The sequence below is a fragment of the Neorhodopirellula pilleata genome, from assembly GCF_007859915.1.
GTDB classification, from domain to species: Bacteria; Planctomycetota; Planctomycetia; order Pirellulales; family Pirellulaceae; genus Rhodopirellula; species Rhodopirellula pilleata.
Genome location: NZ_SJPM01000009.1, coordinates 307913 through 327981, shown reverse-complemented (window position 1 = coordinate 327981; position 20069 = coordinate 307913). Strand labels below are relative to the sequence as shown.

At 55.9% G+C, this 20069-nt stretch carries 11 protein-coding genes; 5 read left to right on the top strand and 6 right to left on the bottom strand.

The genetic code is table 11. From position 1 onward, the window contains the following. Window positions 1-381 precede the first annotated feature (381 nt). The 6 genes from Pla100_RS32465 to Pla100_RS20385 form a co-directional block, all read right to left on the bottom strand. Window positions 382-966 (bottom strand): PD-(D/E)XK nuclease family transposase, encoded by a 585-nt coding sequence (locus Pla100_RS32465; RefSeq protein ID WP_390620631.1) that lies wholly within the window; start codon window positions 964-966, stop codon window positions 382-384. Between the two features lie 26 nt (window positions 967-992). Continuing rightward, complete coding sequence (locus Pla100_RS20405; RefSeq protein ID WP_146579577.1) at window positions 993-4076, bottom strand: efflux RND transporter permease subunit; 3084 nt, start codon at window positions 4074-4076, stop codon at window positions 993-995. A gap of 2 nt (window positions 4077-4078) precedes the next feature. Next, window positions 4079-5665: an efflux RND transporter periplasmic adaptor subunit gene (locus Pla100_RS20400; RefSeq protein ID WP_197168095.1), complete on the bottom strand. Its 1587-nt coding sequence runs from the start codon at window positions 5663-5665 to the stop codon at window positions 4079-4081. A 193-nt stretch (window positions 5666-5858) separates the two neighbouring features. Then, entirely contained in the window at window positions 5859-6326 is a 468-nt protein-coding gene (locus Pla100_RS20395) for a hypothetical protein (protein ID WP_146579573.1), read from the bottom strand. An 87-nt stretch (window positions 6327-6413) separates the two neighbouring features. Next, complete coding sequence (locus tag Pla100_RS20390; RefSeq protein ID WP_146579571.1) at window positions 6414-8021, bottom strand: TolC family protein; 1608 nt, start codon at window positions 8019-8021, stop codon at window positions 6414-6416. Between the two features lie 231 nt (window positions 8022-8252). After that, window positions 8253-9410: an AraC family transcriptional regulator gene (locus Pla100_RS20385; protein WP_146579569.1), complete on the bottom strand. Its 1158-nt coding sequence runs from the start codon at window positions 9408-9410 to the stop codon at window positions 8253-8255. A 202-nt stretch (window positions 9411-9612) separates the two neighbouring features. On the opposite strand from Pla100_RS20385, the gene Pla100_RS20380 reads away from it, so the two are divergent. The 5 genes from Pla100_RS20380 to Pla100_RS20360 all read left to right on the top strand — a co-directional run bounded on the left by Pla100_RS20380 (window position 9613) and on the right by Pla100_RS20360 (window position 20069). Beyond that, window positions 9613-10755, top strand: coding sequence for a Gfo/Idh/MocA family protein (locus Pla100_RS20380; protein WP_146579567.1), 1143 nt, complete (start codon window positions 9613-9615; stop codon window positions 10753-10755). A 46-nt stretch (window positions 10756-10801) separates the two neighbouring features. Then, entirely contained in the window at window positions 10802-15265 is a 4464-nt protein-coding gene (locus Pla100_RS20375) for a PVC-type heme-binding CxxCH protein (RefSeq protein ID WP_146579565.1), read from the top strand. Window positions 15266-15340: 75 nt separating this feature from the next. After that, window positions 15341-15526: a hypothetical protein gene (locus Pla100_RS20370; protein WP_146579564.1), complete on the top strand. Its 186-nt coding sequence runs from the start codon at window positions 15341-15343 to the stop codon at window positions 15524-15526. 251 nt (window positions 15527-15777) lie between these two features. Then, a complete protein-coding gene (locus Pla100_RS20365) occupies window positions 15778-16971 on the top strand; it encodes a DUF1559 domain-containing protein (protein WP_146579562.1) in 1194 nt (397 codons plus the stop codon). A 20-nt stretch (window positions 16972-16991) separates the two neighbouring features. Then, entirely contained in the window at window positions 16992-20069 is a 3078-nt protein-coding gene (locus Pla100_RS20360) for an FG-GAP-like repeat-containing protein (protein ID WP_231603288.1), read from the top strand.

Here is a 20069-nt window from a genome sequence, read left to right as displayed (position 1 = left end):
CACGTCTCGATGCCGCTGCGAAGTTGACTGCACAACGCACGTTGAAGCTGAAGTCTGGATGCTTCAGTACCGCCGCAACCACCCAGCCACGAAAGACCACCGCCATGCCAATTCGATCACGAACCAATACCAAGCCGAGCCCCCGGTCCGCCTGTACTGAACGCCAAAATTCAGCCAAAACCTCAGTCAGCAGTCGCTTGATTGAGGTCTAGACGATTTCCCCGGATATGCCAAACCGAATTGTGCCGGAAGATCGCGATGATTTGGTCGCGTCGGTGCGGGAACCCAGTGACTCGCGAAAACCGAAAACCCAGCCTGACCCCGGCGCGAGCCTCCCCTGCAAACCGAATCGTGCTGGAAGATCGCGATGACTTCGTCGCGTCAGTGCGGTAACTCAGTGACTCGCGAAAACCGAAAACCCAGCCTGACCCCGGCGCGAGCCTCCCCAGCCTCGCAGTGACTCGCGAAAACCGAAAACCCAGCCTGACCCCGGCGCGAGCCTCCCGGCAGTGACTCGCGAAAACCGAAAACCCAGCCTGACCCCGGCGCGAGCCTCCCGGTCGTGACCCCGGCGCGAGCCTCCCGGTCGCGAAAACCCAACCTGACCCCGGCGTGAGCCTCCCGGTCGTCCTTCTTCACGGGCGCCGGAGGTGGCCCATTCGTAGTCTCGGTGGGCTTTTTCGCGTTGGTCGTACATTTGTTTGTTCTCCGTTTTGGCGGAAATGATTTCGATCGTGGAAATTCTACCGTGTGGACTTCGATCGCGTTGGATAACTCCTTGCCGCTCTTGCGATCGATCATTCGGAACCGATGGTGTGGCTGCTCTGATTTCGCAAAAAGCACACGATCGAGCAGGCAGATCTCGAGCAGGCAGATCGAGATCGACGGGGACGCCAGAGCATAATTGCTGCCGGGGGACAGTTGGTCGACGTACATGCTGCAGGCATAGTAAACGTGCCGCTCGATCAGACCGGCGTAAACGGAGACGGTACCTATTCCTCACTCGGTTCGAACCAGCGGTAGATCGTCGGTAGGACCAGGAGCGTGAGCATGGTCGACGTGATCAATCCACCGATGACGACCGTTGCCAGGGGACGCTGAACTTCGGCTCCTGAACTTGCCGAGATGGCCATGGGAATGAAACCGAGTGCGCCACACGATGCCGTCATCAAAACGGGACGGAGTCGATCCATCGCTCCATTAACGACCGCGTCGGTTTGCGAATCGCCGCTATGTCGCAAGTGACGGATGTGTTCGATCAAGACGACCCCGTTCATCACCGCGATCCCGAACAGAGCGATGAAGCCGACGCCGGCGGAGATCGAAAACGGCATGTCGCGAGACCACAGGGCTAAGATGCCACCGGTTGCGGCGATCGGGACGTTGAGGTAGATCAACAGCGCCAGTTTCGTCGAGTTGAACGTCATGTAAAGCAACGCGAAGATTAAAAACAACGCTACCGGAACCGCGATCGCTAAACGCGCGCTGGCACGCTGCAGATTCTCAAACTGGCCGCCCCACCGCAGCATGTAACCGCTTGGTAACTTGACATCTCGGTCCACAACCGACTGAGCTTCGGCGACGAACCCGGCCAAATCGCGTCCGCGGACGTTGCATTGGATCAAGAGGCGTCGACGAATGGCGTCACGGCTGATCTCGACGGGGCCGTCTTCCATGACGATATGGGCAAGTTGCGACAAGGGAATAGGTTTTCCCTCCGGATCGTCGATTCTCAACTCGCTCAAACGGTCGGTGCTCGTTCGCCATTGAGGTTGCAATCGAACCTGGAGAGGGAACCGTCGCTGGCCTTCGAACACCTGGCCGATTTGCACACCACCGACGGTACTGATGGCGTTGAGGACGTCGCGACCGTCAATCCCATATCGGGCCAAGGCATCGCGGCGCAGTTTGACACGCATGTAGGACAAACCGGCGATCTGCTGGGCCGCCACGTCCGCAGCACCGGATACTTGGTTGAGTGCTTTGGCGATCTCGTCGCCCTTGACTTTCAAGACATCCAAGTCGTCACCGTAAAGGCTCAATCCGATGTCCGATCGCACGCCCGCGACGAGTTCTTGGACCCGCAACTCGATCGGTTGTGTGAAGCTGTAAGCATTGCCTCGAACTTCTTGCTCGAGTGCGGTCTGCATCGCTTCGATGAGTTCGGGTTTGGAAAGAGTTTCGCCTTCTGGCGGATTCGGTTTGAGCCGGATGAAAATGTCGGTTTGATAGACACCCATCGGATCATTGGCGATCTCCGGACGACCGGTTTTCGACACCACGGTTTCGACCTGCGGGAACGCTAGCAGACATCGTTCCATCTTTTTGGTCATCTCGATCGATGTTTCCAAGGAAACACTCGGCAGGCGAGTCGCTTGGATCGCCAAGTCACCCTCGTCAAGTTTGGGAACAAACTCGACTCCGAAGCCCGAAGCCAGGAAGACACTGATCGCGAACGCGGCGACCGAACCGCTCATCATCAACACGGGTGTCCGCATGGCAAACGCGAGCATCGGTTGGTAGGCGCTCTTGAGCCAACGCACCACAAACGTTTCGGTTTCTTTGACGTGCCGGGCGAGAAAGAGCGAAGCCAAAACCGGCATCACGGTGACCGACAAAACCAAAGCCGAAGTCAAAGCGGTCATGAATGTGAACGCCATCGGTCGGAACATTTTCCCCTCCATGCCCTGCAGGCTCAAGATGGGAATGAACACGATGATGACGATGATGCCGGCGAAAAGGATCGGTTTGGCGACCTCTTTGGCGGACTCTCGAAAGACGTGTTCGGGAACGTGATTGCCGCCCTGCTTTTTCTGGTACTGGGTTGCCCGGCGGACGCAATTCTCGACCATCACGACCGCTCCGTCGACGATCACACCAAAGTCGACCGCTCCGAGACTCATCAAATTGGCCGAGACGCCTGCGTAACGCATCGCGATCAATGCGCACATCGCCGACAACGGGATCGCGGCAGCGACGATTAATCCGGCACGCACGTCACCGAGCAGAATGAATAGCATTAGGATCACCAAGACGACGCCCACGCCGATGTTTTCGGCGACGGTGTGAATCGTCTTGGACACGAGTTCGGTGCGATCATAGAATGTGTCGATGGTGACGCCCTCGGGCAGTGTCTTCTTGATCTCGGCAATCTTGGCTTTGACATCGGCGACCACCTGCCGCGAGTTCCCGCCCATTAGCATCATCACCATACCGATCACCGCTTCGCGATTTCCGTCGCGGGTGACCGCTCCTTGTCGAAGCATCGGCGCGAACTTCACGTCCGCGACATCGGAGATCCGGATCGGCACACCGTCCCGGCTGTCCAAAACGATCAGACGAATATCTTCAAGCGATTCGATCAAGCCTTCGCCACGGATCAATCGTTGTTCAGAACCGTGAGCGATATAACCGCCGCCGGCGTTCCCGTTGTTTTCTTCGAGAGCCGTGAATACGTCAGTGAGGGACACGCCGTAGTTTTTCAATCGATCGGGATCCACCTGGACTTCGTAGGTTTTTAATTCACCGCCGAACGTGTTGACCTCGATCACGCCAGGAACACTGCGGAGTTGAAACGCGATCTGCCAATCGAGGATTGTTCTGAGTTCGGTGAGACTGTGTCCGCTGCCCGGTTCGGCGCGAACTTCGAATTGATAAATCTCGCTCATTCCGGTGGCGATCGGCCCGAGTGATGGCGTGCCCATGCCCGGTGGGATGTTTTCGCGGGCCTGCAACAGTCGCTCGTTGACGAGGTTTCTTGCCCAATAAATATCCGTTCCGTCTTCGAACGCCACCGTGACGGCCGACAATCCGAAGCGGCTGATCGAGCGAATCTCGTCGATTCGTGGGATGCCGCTCATCGCGTTCTCGACCGGGAAGGTGATGAACTGCTCGACTTCCACCGGGCCGAGCGCGGGTGAATTGGTGAGGACTTGAACCTGAACGTTGGTCAAATCGGGAACCGCGTCGAGCGGGATTGTCATCGCGGCGAACACCCCCGATCCGAGGATGACGAGCGACAAAAGCATCACGATAAAACGATTGTTGAGCGACCAATCAATGATGTGGTTGAGCATGCTTATTCTTCCCCCATCAGATCTGCCAACATTTGCGACTTCAGAATGAAGCCGCCTTGAACGACGACGGATTCGCCGGACGAAATGCCTTCTTGAATCGTGGTCGTCGTTTCGTTGCCGCGTCCCACTACAACATCACGACGTTTGAACCGACCGTTGCCTTGATGAACGAAGACGAACTTTTGACCTTCGTGTTGCTGGACGGCCGCGATAGGGACTTGCAGTACTTCTTGTTCGGCGGTTCCCGGAAGTTCAACGCTCACAAACATGCCCGGTTTCAGCAGACGTTGCGCGTTATCGGCGATCGCTCTCATGCTGATCGTTCGCGTGGATTCGTCCATTGTTTCGCCGGCGAAGAATACCTTGGCCTCAAAAACCTGATCTGGCCACGACTCGCTGCGCAGTTGGATCGTTTGATCGTCAAGTGATCCGAGCAGCGGAATGTGTTCTTGATACAAATCGGCCAAGATCCACACCGTCGACAGGTCGGCGATACTCAGCAGCATCACATCCGGACGGACCTGCTCGCTCAAGACGACGTCCTTGGTTAGAACGGTCCCGTCGAATGGGGCGCGAAGCTGATAGTGTGAGATCGCTTCGCCCTGCGCTGCGGGATCGATCGACTGCAGTTCTTCATCACGAACGCCCAAGATGTGCAGGGTCGTCTCGGCGACAGCGGCTTGCGTTTCGGCTTCCTTGAGGGAGTGCGACGAGAGCAACGTCGATACCCGGAGTCCGTACGCCGTTTCTTCCAGTCGTGATTGGAATGTTGCGAGATCCGCGTTCCGATTGGCTTCGGCGTTCAACAGCGATTTTCCCGATACCGCACCGGACATCGTGATGCCTTGCAAACGGGAAACATCGGCTTGAGATTTCGTGTAGTTGGAATAGGCCGCAAGGAGACGTTCGCGATACTCTCCCATCGGTCGACTACGAAACTCCGACTCAATTTTCTCAATCGGCATCTGGTCGCGGAGCGCCTTGATTAGATCTTCCGTATTGCGGGCAACTTCCGTTTGCAGTTCGTGCTTAGTTTGGGCCATCTCCAGTTGCAAGCGTGCTTGAAACAACTTGAGTTTTGATTCGCCGATCTCGCGGCTGTGAATCGTCGCCAACAGTTGCCCTGCCTCGACGAGATCACCGAGTCCCACCGAGACGCTGTCGACGGTGCCTTCGACCATCGGGAAAATATGCGCGACCCGGTCTTGGTTGAGCGATACCTTGCCGGTTAGTCGGACGATCGATGAGAAAGGACTTGCGAGAACGGTCTGCAACTCAATCCCGGAGTCTTGCCAGCGATCCGGCGATAGCTCGATCGTCTCCGAACTCGTTTCGGGTGATTCAGTCGGTGTTTGCGTCGGGCTTGAGGGGCGTTGGAAATTAGCGAACTGGACCGGGACCGTTGGGGCAATTTCGGTTGCCGAATTGAGTTTCCGTTCGACCTCGAGACGATCCTCATCGAAACGACGAATGGTCACGGCGATGGTGATCGCTGCTATTGAAGCAATCAAAATAGCTGCGACGATTCGCGATCGACGGGATGGTGTGCGAACGTCGAGATCCGCTGATGGGGTTGCATTGGGACTCATGAGTGATCTCCATTGTGAGTGATGCGCCGATCCGAAAAGAAGCTTGTCTTTTGGCGGCAGGTCGATAAGTGGCTGGCATGCGGTATCAGCGATCATTCCATCGCGAGATGTTGCCGCATAAGGCTTTCAAGAGGCTGATTCATCTGTTGGTTTCAACCACAGGGCAGAATCCCCGTAGTGGACACCGATCAGCTCAACAGCGCATCACCATCGAAATGGTGGGAACGAGGAGACGCACATCGGCATGGCCGACGCGCCAATTCATGCCGGCCAAGGTTCGACCGACTGGCTCCAGAGGTCGGCTCAGCCCGTCGTCGACAAAACCAGTTGGAGACGCGTCGACATCAACGTGATCAGGCAACGCATTGGCGACTTCCGACCGGGACGACATCGCCTGAACGACCGAGGCTTCCCCGTTGATCCCGGCGTAACCGGCTCCTCGGAAAACCCAGTGAAGATGCCAATGGCAATCGATTTCGTTGCTTACTCCACCGCAATGATGAAGCAAGACGTGTTGAGCCAAATCAAGATCACTCGACCTCGAATCCATCGCGGTGGAGTGGTTATGCCCGATCGGGACCGGTCCGACCCACATCAATACAACCAGCAAAACCAGCTGGATGCCTTGGCGAAAATTCGGGGAGGCGAGAATGGATCTCATCAATTGATTGGCAAAGATGATCGAACGGGAGGCCTGGATTGTGAATCGAACCCGACCGTTTGTCAAGTTTGCGGACGAGATCGGCCACTATTGCTGGCCTAAGGTCAAGCCCCGCAAGCTGTCGTCGCCGCTGTTATCGACGACGGAATCGAGAGCTCCGGTCAGCACGAACCCGTCGACTTGAGCTTTGGCTTGAGCTAATTGGGCCTGCGAACGGATGTATTGCAGATTAGTATCGAAGTACGTCCGGCGTGCGACGAGCACTTGAACGAAACTCGTCTCACCGGCTTGATAGGCCAGTTCGGCGAGATTCAATCCTTCTTCGGCATTGGGAAGAATATCGCTGGCATATTGCTGGACCGCTGCGAGCGACGAATCGTATTCACGCGATACAGCGGCCAGTCTCGCTTGAATCGAGTTTTCGATCCGCTCGACCTCACGTGACGCCCGCATGTATTCGGCCCGCGCGGCAGCGATGTTGCCTTGATTCTTGTTGAACACCGGAATCGGTGCACCGATTTGTAAATTGATCAGACCGGAGTTCGTTCCATTGTCGTAACCGCTGGCCAATTGCACGTCGAGGTTTGGAATAGGTTGTACCTGTTGACGGCAAAGGTTCGCACGAGCTTGGCTGACCCTTGCCAAGGCGGCCTGATACTCGGGACTTGCCGCCGTCGTCGAGGCGGCGACGTCGGACCAGTCCAACGAGGGTTCTTCATTGGGCAGGTTCCCATGCAATGGCATCGGAGCCAAACCGGGATTGCCGGCGAAGGCTGCGAGTTCACGCCAAGCGGCTTGATATCGAATCTCGGCCTGCTTGAGCGCCAGTTCGATTTCGTTTTTCTGAACTTTCGCCTGAACCACTTCCAACTGCGAGCCCTCTTCGGCTTCTTTGAGTTGTTCGGCGATGTCCAATCCCTTGTCAACGACGGATCGGAAATCGCGAATCAACTCGATCCGACGCTGCGCCGCGAGCGCTTCGTAGAACGTGATCCGGACGTCGGTCGCGATTCGGTACTTTTGTGCCTCGAGTTGCAGCAGTTGGGCTCGCAAAGCTTCGTTAAGGACGCTGCGATTGAGTGCCAACTTGTCGGCCGTGATGAGCGTTTGCGAAATGAAAACGGTGTGTTGGTCCGTCCCTTCGTCGGCGAGTTGGGTGGCGTTGTATCCCAATGTCGGGTTGGCCCAAAGGCCCACTTGATGACGAAATCCGGCCGCCTTTTGAGTCGTCGCGACCAGCTCGGCGATCGTCGGATTATTGGACAGGGCAATCGCTTCGATCGCCTCAAGCGTCATCCCGGTCGACATGGCGTCGAACCCGACGACGGGCTGTTCAAGGGCATGAGCCTGTTCGAGTACCTGCGGATGCTGGAGGACGATCGGTTCGATGTCCAACGCGGCCGGATCGGGAGCCGCTACATCGTCAAGCGTCGCCCTTTCGAGCAGTGATTCGTCAAGCGTCGATTCGTCAAATGCGGTCAATGCGATCGGCGAGGCGGCGTTGACGGATGTCTCGGCCGTCGGCGTGTCGTTGATGTCGCGACGCGTTCCGAATGCATTCGCAGCAACGGTCTGAGCCTTCTCGACCGCCCGAATCGCATTGGATGTGGCACGAGTCTGTGAGTAGATCGTCGGCTCGGGCGCGGACTGATCTGCGTGGGGCAGGTTATGGCATCCGGTGGTCAAAGCGAGCATGAGGCTCAAACTTGTACAGATCCTGTGTTTCCCGTCTGCCGAACAGCATAAGCGAGACAAGCGGGTTCTGGGCAAGGAAGTGCCAGGCAAATCTGATGAGTTCATCGAATACTCCGCTTTCGTAAAATGAGACCAATCGACTTATTTGATCGGTTCATCACAAGCGGATCGTTGCGTCGGGCCGTTACGATCGCAACAATCGGCCCGTTCCAAGTACGGGTTGTAACGGTCCTATTGATTTCGAGATTGTCGATACTGCCCCGGTGGCATGCCGGTGGCCCGGCGGAACACGACGCTCATGTATTCCTCGTGTTCGAAACGAGTATTTCGGGCAATCGTTTTCAGTGGTAGATCCGTTTCAATCAGCAACCTTTTGACGCGTTCGACGCGTTGGCGAATGATCTCCTGGTGAGGGGTTCGTCCGAGCAATGCGTGAAACCGCAATTCGAATGCACGCCGAGTCATCGGAACCTGTTTCAAAATGTCTTTGACATTGATCCCCTCGCAGGCGTTTTCACGGATGAAACGAATCGCCGTCGCGATGTCTGGATCTTCGATCGCCAGCACGTCGCTGGATTGCCGTGTTGCTACGCCGAGAGGTTCGATCAAATGGCGTTCCTCACGCATTTCGCCACCGTTCATCATCCGGTCGAGTAACTTCGCCGCCTCTCGTCCGGTCCGATAGGCGTCTGGAATGACGCTCGACAATGGCGGATAGCAGAGGTTGCAAAGCAACTCATCATTATCGACCCCCAACACGGCCACTTCGTCGGGCACGTCGATCGCTTGTTCGCGGCAGATGTCCAGAACCTGTTGGGCTCGGATGTCGTAACAGGCGAAGATTCCCACCGGTTTGGGAAGCGACTCGATCCATTTCGCCAAACGATTCTTTTCTCGATTCCACGAATAGTGCGGGAGGGTTCGCGACGTCGCGGTGAAGTAGTTGCAATGCAAATCAGGTCGCGTTTGAGTCTCTTCGATGAAGCCCTCTTCGCGCCAACGCGACCAGTTAAAGTCCGGATCACCACAGAACGCTAAATTCTTGAAACCTCGTGAAGTGAAATGTTCGACGGCGAGTTGCGCGATAGCGTGGTCGTTCGTCTCGACCCACGGAATGCCTTCGACGCGGCGGGCGGCGCTGACGTCAACGACCGGCTTGTTTAAGCGTTTGATCGTCTTGGCGATTTCTTCGGTTTCGATTCGCACGATCAATCCGTCGCCACGCCAATCCTTGATCCAAGAGGGTGGTTTCGCGCCCCTCTCTTGTTCGGGCAGGTAAATCGACCATGGGTCATGTTCGTGAATGTAGGAGACGATTCCCTCAAGCACCCCCCGGGCGTACGCGTTGGATGTTTCGATCAGGAGAGCAACATGGTGAAGCTTCTTCATTTCATTTCACACTCCGGGGGACTTAGAAGGATTTCTCACGCCGAGAATCAACGTGAAACATCTCATATTTATTGTGCGTTTTCTCATTGTACCCGATGCGAAACGACCTAACATTTCCTTTAATCAACGATTACATCAGTTAATAGCCCCTTACGCTATTCGGCGATAGGGCGAGTTGCCTTGACCCACAAGAGAACAACCAATGAGCGAACACAAAATAAAAATGGCAATGGTCGGACTTGGTTTTGGTGCCGAGTTCATTCCCATCTATCAAGCCCACGGCGATGCCGAGGTGGTGGCGGTGTGCCGCCGCAACGAAGTCGAAATGAATAAGATGGCCGACCAGTTCGGGATCGCCAAACGGTACACAGACTTCGAACAGGTACTCAGCGATCCGGAAATCGATTGCGTGCATATCAACAGCCCGATCGGGGATCACGCGTGGATGTCGTTGCGTGCGCTCGATGCTGGCAAGCACGTGATGTGTACCGTTCCGATGGCCACGACGATCGACGAGTGTCGTCAAATCGTCGAGAAGGTTGAGCAAACGGGGCTGAAGTACATGATGGCGGAGACCGTCGTTTACAGTCGCGAGTTCTTGTTCATCAAGGGAATGTATGATCGCGGCGAGCTGGGCGAGATCCAGCACTTGGCGGCGTCTCACCCGCAAGACATGGATGGATGGCCGGAGTACTGGGAACGAATGATCCCGATGCACTACGCGACTCACGTGGTCAGTCCCTGTTTGGGGTTGGTCGACGGCTTGGCGGAGTACGTGAGTTGTTTCGGGTCCGGCAGGGTTCGTGATGACATTGCCGAGAAATCGGGCAACCGGTTCGCCGTCGAATCGTGTCACATCAAGATCCAAGACTCCGAGTTAACCGCTCACGTTTGGCGGGCGTTGTTCGACGTCGCTCGCCAGTATCGCGAGAGCTTCGACGTCTACGGCACGAAAAAGAGTTTCGAGTGGACGCTGATCGAGAACGAACCACACGTGCTGCATACCGCCAAGAAGCCGGAGCATGAGATTGCCGAGAAAATCGAAGTGCCAGACTTCGCCCACCTGCTGCCAGAATCGATTCGGCGGTTCACGTTGCCGCAGGAGATTCATAACGCGGAACATTTGTCGTTCGTGCAAGGCGGCGGTCACGGCGGCTCGCATCCGCACCTAGTCAATGAGTTCATCAGCGCTGTTCGCGATGGTCGTTCACCGTATCCGGACGCGGTGACGTCGGCGAACTGGACGTGCGTCGGTATCTGTGCCCACGAATCGGCTCAGCGAGGCGGAGAAATTGTTCGTCTGCCCGAATTCGCGTTGCAAAAATCTGCCGTCGCGACCGCTTAGATCGGCCGACCCAACCCACACCCTTCCCATCCTGATTTTGATTGATATGACAACAACACTCCTTCGCTGCGCATTTGTCGTTGCGACCTTAACGCTCGGCCTATCCGGGCTCGGCAATCCCGTGCTCGCCGCCGATCCGATTGAAGTTCTCTTCCTGGGTGATGGCGGTCCTCATCAACCCAAGGTCAGGTTCGACGAGCTGCAACCGGCGCTCGCACTCAACGGCATCGAGCTGACTTACACGATCGATGTCGCCGACCTGAACCCGGCAACGTTGAGTCAATACGACGTGTTGGCGGTGTACGCGAACATCGACCGGATCGATCCCAAGCAATCCGATGCGATTCTCGATTACGTCGCCGGGGGTGGTGGCTTTGTTCCACTGCACTGTGCATCGTTTTGCTTCCGCAATTCGCCCGAACTCGTCGCTTTGATGGGGGCTCAGTTCCAACGGCACGGGACCGGTGTGTTTCGCACGGTCATTGCCAAGCGTGATCATGAATTGACGCGAGGCTTTGACGGATTTGAAAGTTGGGATGAGACCTACGTCCATCATCTTCACAACGATGTCAATCGAACGATTCTTGAATACCGCGCCGATGCGGAAGGCCGCGAGCCGTGGACTTGGGTACGTACGCACGGGGAAGGTCGCGTCTTTTACACCGCATGGGGGCACGACGGTCGCACTTGGACCAACCCCGGTTTTCAAAACTTGGTCGAGCGTGGGATCCGCTGGACGGCCAAACGCGATCCGGCCGAAGCAGGCCCGTTCATCGATCGCGGCGCATTTCCGGTTCCGGAAATGACCTCGCTACCCGGAGGCGAAAAGCCCTTCACGTTCACGGACGTCGGCGCCAAGATCCCCAACTACACCGCCGGTCAAAAATGGGGTGAACAGGGCGCGCCGAAAACCTTGATGCAAGATCCATTGCCACCGCAGGAATCCGCCAAGCGTTACGTCACGCCCCAAGACATGCGAGTCGAGCTATGGGCCGCCGAAGGCGATCTCGGTGGCAAGCCGATCGCGATGACTTGGGACGAACGAGGTCGATTGTGGGTATGCGAAACGATGGACTACCCCAATGAGTTGCAACCCAAAGGTCGAGGCCGTGACCGCATTCGAATCTGCGAAGACACCAATCACGATGGTGTCGCCGACAAGTTCACGTTGTTTGCCGAAGGGCTCAGCATTCCAACCACGTTGGTTTGTTATCGAGGCGGCGTGATCGTTCAAGACGGACCTGAGACCATCTATTTAAAGGATATCGACGGAGACGACCAAGCTGACTTTCGTCAATCGTTGATCACCGGTTGGGCGATCGGCGACACGCACGGCGGCGTTAGCAACTTTCAATACGGTTTGGACAATTGGATCTGGGGGATGCAAGGCTACAACGCATCCACGCCGGTCATCAATGGCGAAAAGCAACAAAGCTTTCGTCAAGGCTTTTGGCGTTTCCGCGTGACCGCCGATCCGAAGGGTGAAGTTGAGACGATCGGTCGTGTGGCAGGCGATGCTGATTTTTCCGAGCACACGTTGCGAGTCGAAAAGATCGAGTTCATGCGGGCTACCAATAACAACACGTGGGGATTGGGAATCACCGAAGAGGGTTTGATCTTTGGTTCAACGGCAAACCACAACCCGAGCAACTTCCTGACGATTCCGAATCGATATTACGAGCAGGTCCGAGGTTGGTCGCCCAGCACGCTGAGCATGATTTCGGATACGTATAAGTTTGATCCGATCACACCGAACGTTCGCCAAGTCGACCATCACGGCGGATATACCGCTGCGGCCGGCCATTCGATCTACACGGCGCGGAAGTATCCGCAAGCATGGTGGAACCGGACCGCGTTCGTTTGCGGACCGACCGGTCACTTGGTCGGGACGTTCGTGTTGACTCCCGATGGTGCCGGTTTCAAGAGCACCAGCCCATTCAATCTCGTCGCTAGTGACGATGAATGGGCCGCACCGATCATGGCCGAGGTGGGCCCGGACGGGTTTGTTTGGGTTCTTGATTGGTACAACTACATCGTCCAACACAACCCCACTCCACACGGATTTGAAACCGGGCGTGGCAACGCTTACGAGACCGATCTGCGTGATAAACGACACGGTCGCGTTTATCGCGTCGTGTCCGAGCCCGCCACAGATCAGGTTGATTCTCAAGTTCCCGATCTGGGCGATGCCGAGACTTCGGAACTGGTGGCCACGTTGGCACATCCGACGATGCTGTGGCGACGACAGGCTCAACGAGTGCTGGTCGAACGAGGCAATCGCGGCCGAAATGTCATTGAGTCCTTATTAAACCTCGTTGCCGACCAACAAGTCGATGCGATCGGTCTGAACGCGGGTGCCATTCACGCTTTGTGGACACTGCATGGACTCGACTTGATCGGTGATGAAAGCGTCGATCGAGCTGTTCGGCAAGCTTTGTCGCACCCCAGCGCAGGTGTTCGACGAGCCGCGATCGGTGTACTCGGCGATACTTCTGCCGATGGCGATTCATTAGTTCAAGCTGACGTCTTGAATGATACCGACCCACAAGTTCGTTTGGCGTCGTTGTTGAAGCTTGCCGACGTGTCGGACAATGTCAGCGACCAAGTCATCGTCGCGTTGACGCGTTCGGCGACATCGGTCGCCTCGGACCGCTGGTTGCTCGATGCTTGGACGAGTGCCGCAGCGACGCACGTCGATCGCGTTCTGCCCGTGCTGCTCGCCGACGCCGCCGACCGAGCGCTGCCGCGTCCGGTCATCGATCGTTTGGCAGTTGTCGGCGAGCATTTTGCCCGATCCAAACCCTCGGCATCCTCCCTCGGAAAACTGGTCGAAGCCATCGCAAGCACTCAAGCGGGCAACGCGAACGGTGTGTTCGATGGGATCACCGCAGGATGGCCGAGTGATTATCAAGTCGATCTGGATGCGGCGGCCAAAGACAAATTGGTCGGTATGTTCGAACGTTTGAGTGTCGACCAACAAGGTCGACTGATCCAACTCACCGCGATGTGGGGCACCGACGCGCTGGAGAACAAAATTGACGAACTGACCAAGTCGCTGCTCAAGCAAGTTCAGGACGATTCGCTACGCGACGAAGCGCGAGTCGCATCGGCGCGGCAATTGGTCGCGATGCAACCGACGAGTGATCGCGTGATTGATGACCTACTCGAAAGCGTGACGCCTCAAACTTCGCCAGCCCTGACGCTTGGGATCTTGGACGCGCTAAAGTCGAGTCGTAGTACTGAGCTGGGTGGCGCTCTGATCGACAAAGCCAAGTCAGCCACCACGACCGTTCGTGAGGCCGCCGTTCGAGTGCTGTTATCACGACCAACGACCACCGCCGATCTGATCAACAGTATCGAAAAGGGAGAGTTGCGGGTTTCCGATTTGGCACTCGATCAACGGCAAGCGTTGCGAAACCATCCCGACAAGAAGATTCAAGAACAAGCGGTCAAGTTGCTGGCAGCCTCGGGAGGCGTTCCATCCGCCAATCGCGCCGCCTTGCTTCAAGAATGGATGCCCGTCGCTCACCAAAAAGGTGACGTCACCGCTGGGGCGGCGATCTACAAGAAGGTTTGTTCGACTTGTCACCGTCATGGTGGAGAAGGCGGAAACGTCGGCCCGGACTTGACCGGAATGGCCGTTCACCCCAAGCAGGAACTGCTCGTTCATATCCTCGATCCGAACCAAAGTGTCGAAGGCAACTTCCGAACCTTCACGGTCTTGACTGTTGACGGCGAAGTCATCACCGGCATGCTCGGTGGGGAATCGCGGACATCGATCGAACTGGTCGACGTCCAAGGCAAACGTCATCAAATCTTGCGAGAAGACATCGAAGAACTCAACTCTTCAGGTAAGTCTTTGATGCCCGAAGGGTTTGAAAGTCAAGTCACTCGTGAAGAGATGACGCACCTGTTGGAGTTCTTGACGCATCGCGGCAAGTACACTCCGCTTTCGTTCTCCGGCGTCGCGACTGCCGTCAGCACGCGTGGCATGTTCGGCGATACCGACGACGGTCCCGACCGAATCGTCTTTCCCGATTGGTCGCCCAAAACCTTCAAGGGCGTTCCCTTCGCGCTGGTCGACCCACAAGACGGACGCGTTCCCAACGTGATCCTGCTGCACGGTCCCAACGGCACCAAGCCGCCCGTGATGCCCGAGCAAGTCAAGCTTGTTTGTAACGCACCGGCCGCCGCGATTCATATTTTGGGCGGCGTGAGCGGATGGGGTTTCCCGTACCTCCAAGAGAAATCGCTAACGGCAATGGTTCGATTGAACTACACCGACAACGTGGTCGAAGACCATGAATTGCGAAACGGCGTTCACGTCGCTGATTACATCCGACGTGTCGACGTTCCCGAGTCTGAGTTCGCCTTCAACGTCAACGGACAACAAGTCCGCTATCTGCAGATTGTGCCCAAGCGGACTCAGCCGTTGCAGAGCATCGAACTGATCAAGGGCGACGACATCACCGCACCGATTTTTGTTGCGATCACGATCGAGTCGCCGTAGTTACCACGCATCGGGGATCACTGAACTCCCCGAACCCCTCCCTTTCCCCTTTTCTAAACTAGGAGTTTCGTCTCAATGCAAAAGTACTTTCTCATTTTATTCGGCACCGCCGTACTTACCGGGCCGATGCTCGGCTGTGGCGGTGGAACCGAAACAACGGAAATCGCGGTGACGCCCTACGATCAATCAGTTGAAGATCGGATGGCTGAACGAGGTGCCGAAATGATGTCCGAAGCCGAGCGTCGCAAGACAGCCCAATAGAAGTAGAAGTAGTAGTGTCAGTTGTTGGTGACAATCAAGGTCACTCAAGCTGCCGTGCGTGAAATCGCTCATCATTAATGTGCAGAATCTCATTGTCTATGAGCGATCTCGATTGAACAATCAATACATGGACGAACGTTTCCTCATCCGTTCATGAAATCGACTTGTGTGTCCAACGAACCACAAGTTTCAAGACGCCGTCGATGTGACGGCGAGTGTTTTTTAATCCCCATATAAATGGCGAAAGTCAAATGAAAGCTCTTCATCGTCGATCAGGTTTTACGCTGGTCGAACTACTGGTGGTCATTGCGATCATCGGCGTGTTAGTAGGATTGTTGTTGCCGGCCGTCCAAGCAGCTCGCGAAGCCGCGCGGCGGATGAGTTGCAGTAACAACTTCAAGCAAATCGGTTTGGGAATGCACAATTATCATGCGGCCTACAACATGCTGCCAATGAACTTCGGCGGCACCGAGGATTCTGGAGGCACTTGGAGCGCGGATAAGTGCAACTTCAAACAATTGAGTTGGCTCGTGGGCGTGTTGCCCTTTATCGAGCAACAGGCCCTGTGGGAAGAGATTAGCAACCCGCTGGCGACCAATCGCGACGGCTCGGCTCGCACGACTCCGTTTCCACCCATGGGTGGGATTCCTTGGAACACAAACTATCGGCCTTGGTTCACGAATGTTGGCTCGTATCGTTGCCCCAGCGATCCGGAATTGCCCACCGCAGATAGCATTGGTTTCACGAACTATGCGGCATGTCACGGCGATTCGTTTTGGGAACAAACGCACGTGGGAATCGAAGACAACGGAAATTCCCATGCTGACCCGGTTTGGGGCGAACGTAACGCCAAACGATTCTCCCGAGGCGTTTTTTCCGCAAAACACTTTACGGGCTTTCGCGACATCCTGGACGGTACTGCCAATACGATCATGGCTGGCGAAATCGTCGTCGACAACGGCCAAAAGGAGATTGTCGGTACCGCGATCCGCGCGGGCGATGCGGTTCATTCGACGGCACCTGGTGCTTGGGCCAACAACGCCGCCGCAACGCCGGCGATCGATCCTCAGCGGCCTCAATTCTATACCTTCGAACACGGGGAGTTCAATGTTCCCGAACGTGATCGTGGTCGGGGCCGAATGTGGACCAGTGGTCGTGAACAATCCAGCCGATTCCATACCATTCGTCCTCCCAATAGCTACAACGTGATGCGTTGGTGGGACAACCACGGTATGTGGGGTGCTTCCAGCCGTCACCAAGGTGGATGCCATGTGTTGATGGCCGACGGTGCGGTCAAGTTCATTACTGATTCGATCGATACCGGCAATCAGAACGCCTTGCCCATCGGCCCGAGTGACCGAGGTCTGGGTGAGGAAAGCCCTTACGGCGTTTGGGGTGCCGCCGGTACGATACGGGGCAAGGAAACGTCGTCACTCTTTGAATGATTCGATTCTTCGTGAATTCAATGATCGCACCGTCGAATCGAAAACGCCGACCGGAGGCCAACGGCCTCCGTGTCGGCCGGTTCGGAGGGATGCTTGGATTGGCAGCATTGCTTGTTCCCGGCGGTTGCGTTCCGTCGTCTCAGACGCCTTCGCATCCGGAATCACCGGTTGAGTTTTCCGAATCGTCCGTCGCTGCCTTGCCCGACGAGATCTCCGTTGAGATTCCCGCCAAGATTCTCGACGATGCGAATCTCGACCGGCAAATCGATCTTGCTGAAAAACAAATTGCGGCTGGTTTATATAACGAGGCGAGCCGCATCCTTCGCGATGTCTTGGTGCTCCAACCCGAACATGCCGCCGCTAAATTTGATCTAGCAGCGGTCGATGTCGCATTAGGGCAACTTGATGACGCGATCAGTTTGCTTGATTCCATCCCCGAAGATCATCCTCAGTTCGGCATTCCCGCTCGAGGCCGTGCCGCTGACCTTTGCGTGAACTCGAAGAGATACGATGACGCAATCGCTCGCTATGCCGATTTGGTTTTGAAGCTTCCGTCATCGAGTTATGCTCATCGCCAACTGGCCGCTTTATTGAACCGGCAGGGTCGCCGACACGAAGCCGCCAAGCATTTGCGAAAGCTGTGCGAACTCGGTGACGTCCGACAAGATGAATTGCACGCATTGATGGTCCTTAGCGATGCGATCTACGATGAATCAACCGGCAATGCCGAACACAAAAGGGCACGCGAATTTACCCCCATCGGCGATTGGGGCGAGGCGAGGATTTGCTTTTCCAAAGAGCAGTTTCTTGTCGCCGCCGATCTGTTGGATGAATCGGTCAATGGTGGCGACGTTCCGCCTTCGATCTCTGCCTTGTTTGGACGATGCCTCGCCGAATCTCAACAAGACCAGCGGTTCCTAAGGTGGCTAAACAATGTCACTGACGCCACCCGCGAACAAGCTGAATACTGGGCTGCACTCGGTGCATGGTTGCTCAATCAGCAGCGTTTCGATGAGTCAGTCCGTGCGCTCGCCGAAGCGGTACAGCGAGATTGGACCGACGCAAGATCGTATCGCCGAATCCATCTTGCGTTGACAGCACTGAATCGCCACGAGGATGCCCAAAAATGGGATGATCGACATCAACTCTTGCGGACCGTGACGCTGTGCAGTAATCAGGTCGGTCAGCAATCTTCACCCGATTTAGAACTCCTGAACCAGATCGCCGACGGACTCGAAAAGCTTGATCGCCCATTGGAATCGGTGATGTGGAAATCGATCGGATTGTATGTTCGTGATGGCGACCAAGCCGACCTTCGCCGCCTAAACGAGCAGCGTCTCTCGCTGGTGAAATCGGGAGATGCCTTTCCAAGCGAATCCGAACGTATTGTCAACCTTGATTTGAAATCGTTCCCTAAACCCACCCTGCTTGAACATGAATCCGGCGGACTCGCATCCGCCAAGACACTGTCAGAAGTCGGTGAAGTGGAAACGCCGGTCTTTAGGAACATCGCCGACGAGATCGGATTGTCGCACACGTACCGTCTGGCTTCCGAACCCGTTGCGGCAGGATTGACGATCTATCAAGTGATGGGTGGCGGCGTTGCGGTCGTGGACTTTGATCTCGATGGCCTGTGCGATCTGTATTTTGCACAAGGTGGTGCATCACCGCCGACACTCGCCGGCGAGCTTTCGAACCAACTTTTTCGGCACGTTTCCGAACGCCTTGATGATGTGACCGAATCCGCAGGCGTGACACTCAAACGCTATTCGACCGGGGTAACGTCCGGCGATTGGAACCAGGATGGCTTTCCGGATCTGGTGGTGGGTTGTTTGGGTGTGAATGAGTTGTTGATCAATTGCGGCGACGGAACCTTTCGAGCTCAAGCGACCGATCCGACGGATGACCTGACATTGGTGACCTCGTCACTCGGCATGGGCGATTTGACGGGCGATCATCTTCCGGACATTTATGAACAAACCTACGTGCATGACGCCGACTACGACGTGAAGCCGACGACCGATGAACAAGGTCGAATCGAGATCGTCGCTCCGTCCGCCTACGATCCCGGAATGGACCGAGTACTTGTTAACGATGGACGTGGCGAACGCGATGTGATGCCTATCAGCCATGACCAATCTCAACGCAGTACCGGGTTGGGATTAGTGCTTCTGAATCTTGATTCGGCAGACGCTTTTCTCGGCAACCAAGTTTATGTCGGAAACGACGTGCGTCCTAACCAACTTTGGTCGCGAACCTCCCAAGGCGACTGGACGGATCGGGCACCCATCTCAGGTTGTTCGCTCGGTCACGATGGCAGTCGTACCGCCTCGATGGGGATCGCCGCAGGCGACTTCGATCGAAATGGGGAAATCGATTTGCACATCACGAACTTTGAGAATGCCTCGGCTCGCTTGTACATGAATCGAGGCGGCGCATTTCAAGATCGATCGATCACGTTCAATCTTGCCGATGACAGTTACCAAGTACTCGGGTTTGGCACTCAGGCGATCGACTACAACCTGGACGGGTGGCAGGACCTCGTTGTCACCAACGGTCACGTCGAAAACACCGGAATCGAAGGCTCACCGTTCGAACAACCGCCTCAGTTGTTTGTTAATCGTGGCAACCGCTTCGAGTTGACGACCGTGCAAGACGAATCGGCATACTTTTCGGGCGTTCATGTCGGCCGCGCGTTGGCGAGGCTCGACTTCAATCAGGACGGCAAATCCGACTTTGTCGTCACGCACTTGGAAACACCTTCAGCGTTATTAATCAACCAAACACCAACCCGTAACCACTGGGTACAGATTCAACTGGTCGGCACCGTGTGTGAGCGTGACGCGATCGGCGCTCGGGTCGAATTGAAATCGGGCAATCAATCCTGGACAGGTTGGGTAACGTCCGGCGATGGTTACCTCTGTCGCAACGAAGCGGTTTTGTCATTCGGTCTCGGCAACGTTGGTCGAATCGATTCAGCCATCGTCCATTGGCCCAATGGTCAGGAACAAGTTTTCTCGGACATGAAAGTCGACCAACGAGCGCTTCTGATTCAGGACAATGAGGCGGCCTATCCATTGATCACAAATAGTCGCTGA

Excerpts from the sequence above, each read along its gene's own strand:
- Pla100_RS20405 (WP_146579577.1), bottom strand. The coding sequence starts at position 4,076 with ATGCTCAACCACATCATTGATTGGTCGCTCAACAATCGTTTTATCGTG.
- Pla100_RS20400 (WP_197168095.1), bottom strand. The coding sequence starts at position 5,665 with ATGAGTCCCAATGCAACCCCATCAGCGGATCTCGACGTTCGCACACCA.
- Pla100_RS20395 (WP_146579573.1), bottom strand. The coding sequence starts at position 6,326 with ATGAGATCCATTCTCGCCTCCCCGAATTTTCGCCAAGGCATCCAGCTG.
- Pla100_RS20390 (WP_146579571.1), bottom strand. The coding sequence starts at position 8,021 with ATGCTCGCTTTGACCACCGGATGCCATAACCTGCCCCACGCAGATCAG.
- Pla100_RS20385 (WP_146579569.1), bottom strand. The coding sequence starts at position 9,410 with ATGAAGAAGCTTCACCATGTTGCTCTCCTGATCGAAACATCCAACGCG.
- Pla100_RS20380 (WP_146579567.1), top strand. The coding sequence starts at position 9,613 with ATGAGCGAACACAAAATAAAAATGGCAATGGTCGGACTTGGTTTTGGT.
- Pla100_RS20375 (WP_146579565.1), top strand. The coding sequence starts at position 10,802 with ATGACAACAACACTCCTTCGCTGCGCATTTGTCGTTGCGACCTTAACG.
- Pla100_RS20370 (WP_146579564.1), top strand. The coding sequence starts at position 15,341 with ATGCAAAAGTACTTTCTCATTTTATTCGGCACCGCCGTACTTACCGGG.
- Pla100_RS20365 (WP_146579562.1), top strand. The coding sequence starts at position 15,778 with ATGAAAGCTCTTCATCGTCGATCAGGTTTTACGCTGGTCGAACTACTG.
- Pla100_RS20360 (WP_231603288.1), top strand. The coding sequence starts at position 16,992 with ATGATCGCACCGTCGAATCGAAAACGCCGACCGGAGGCCAACGGCCTC.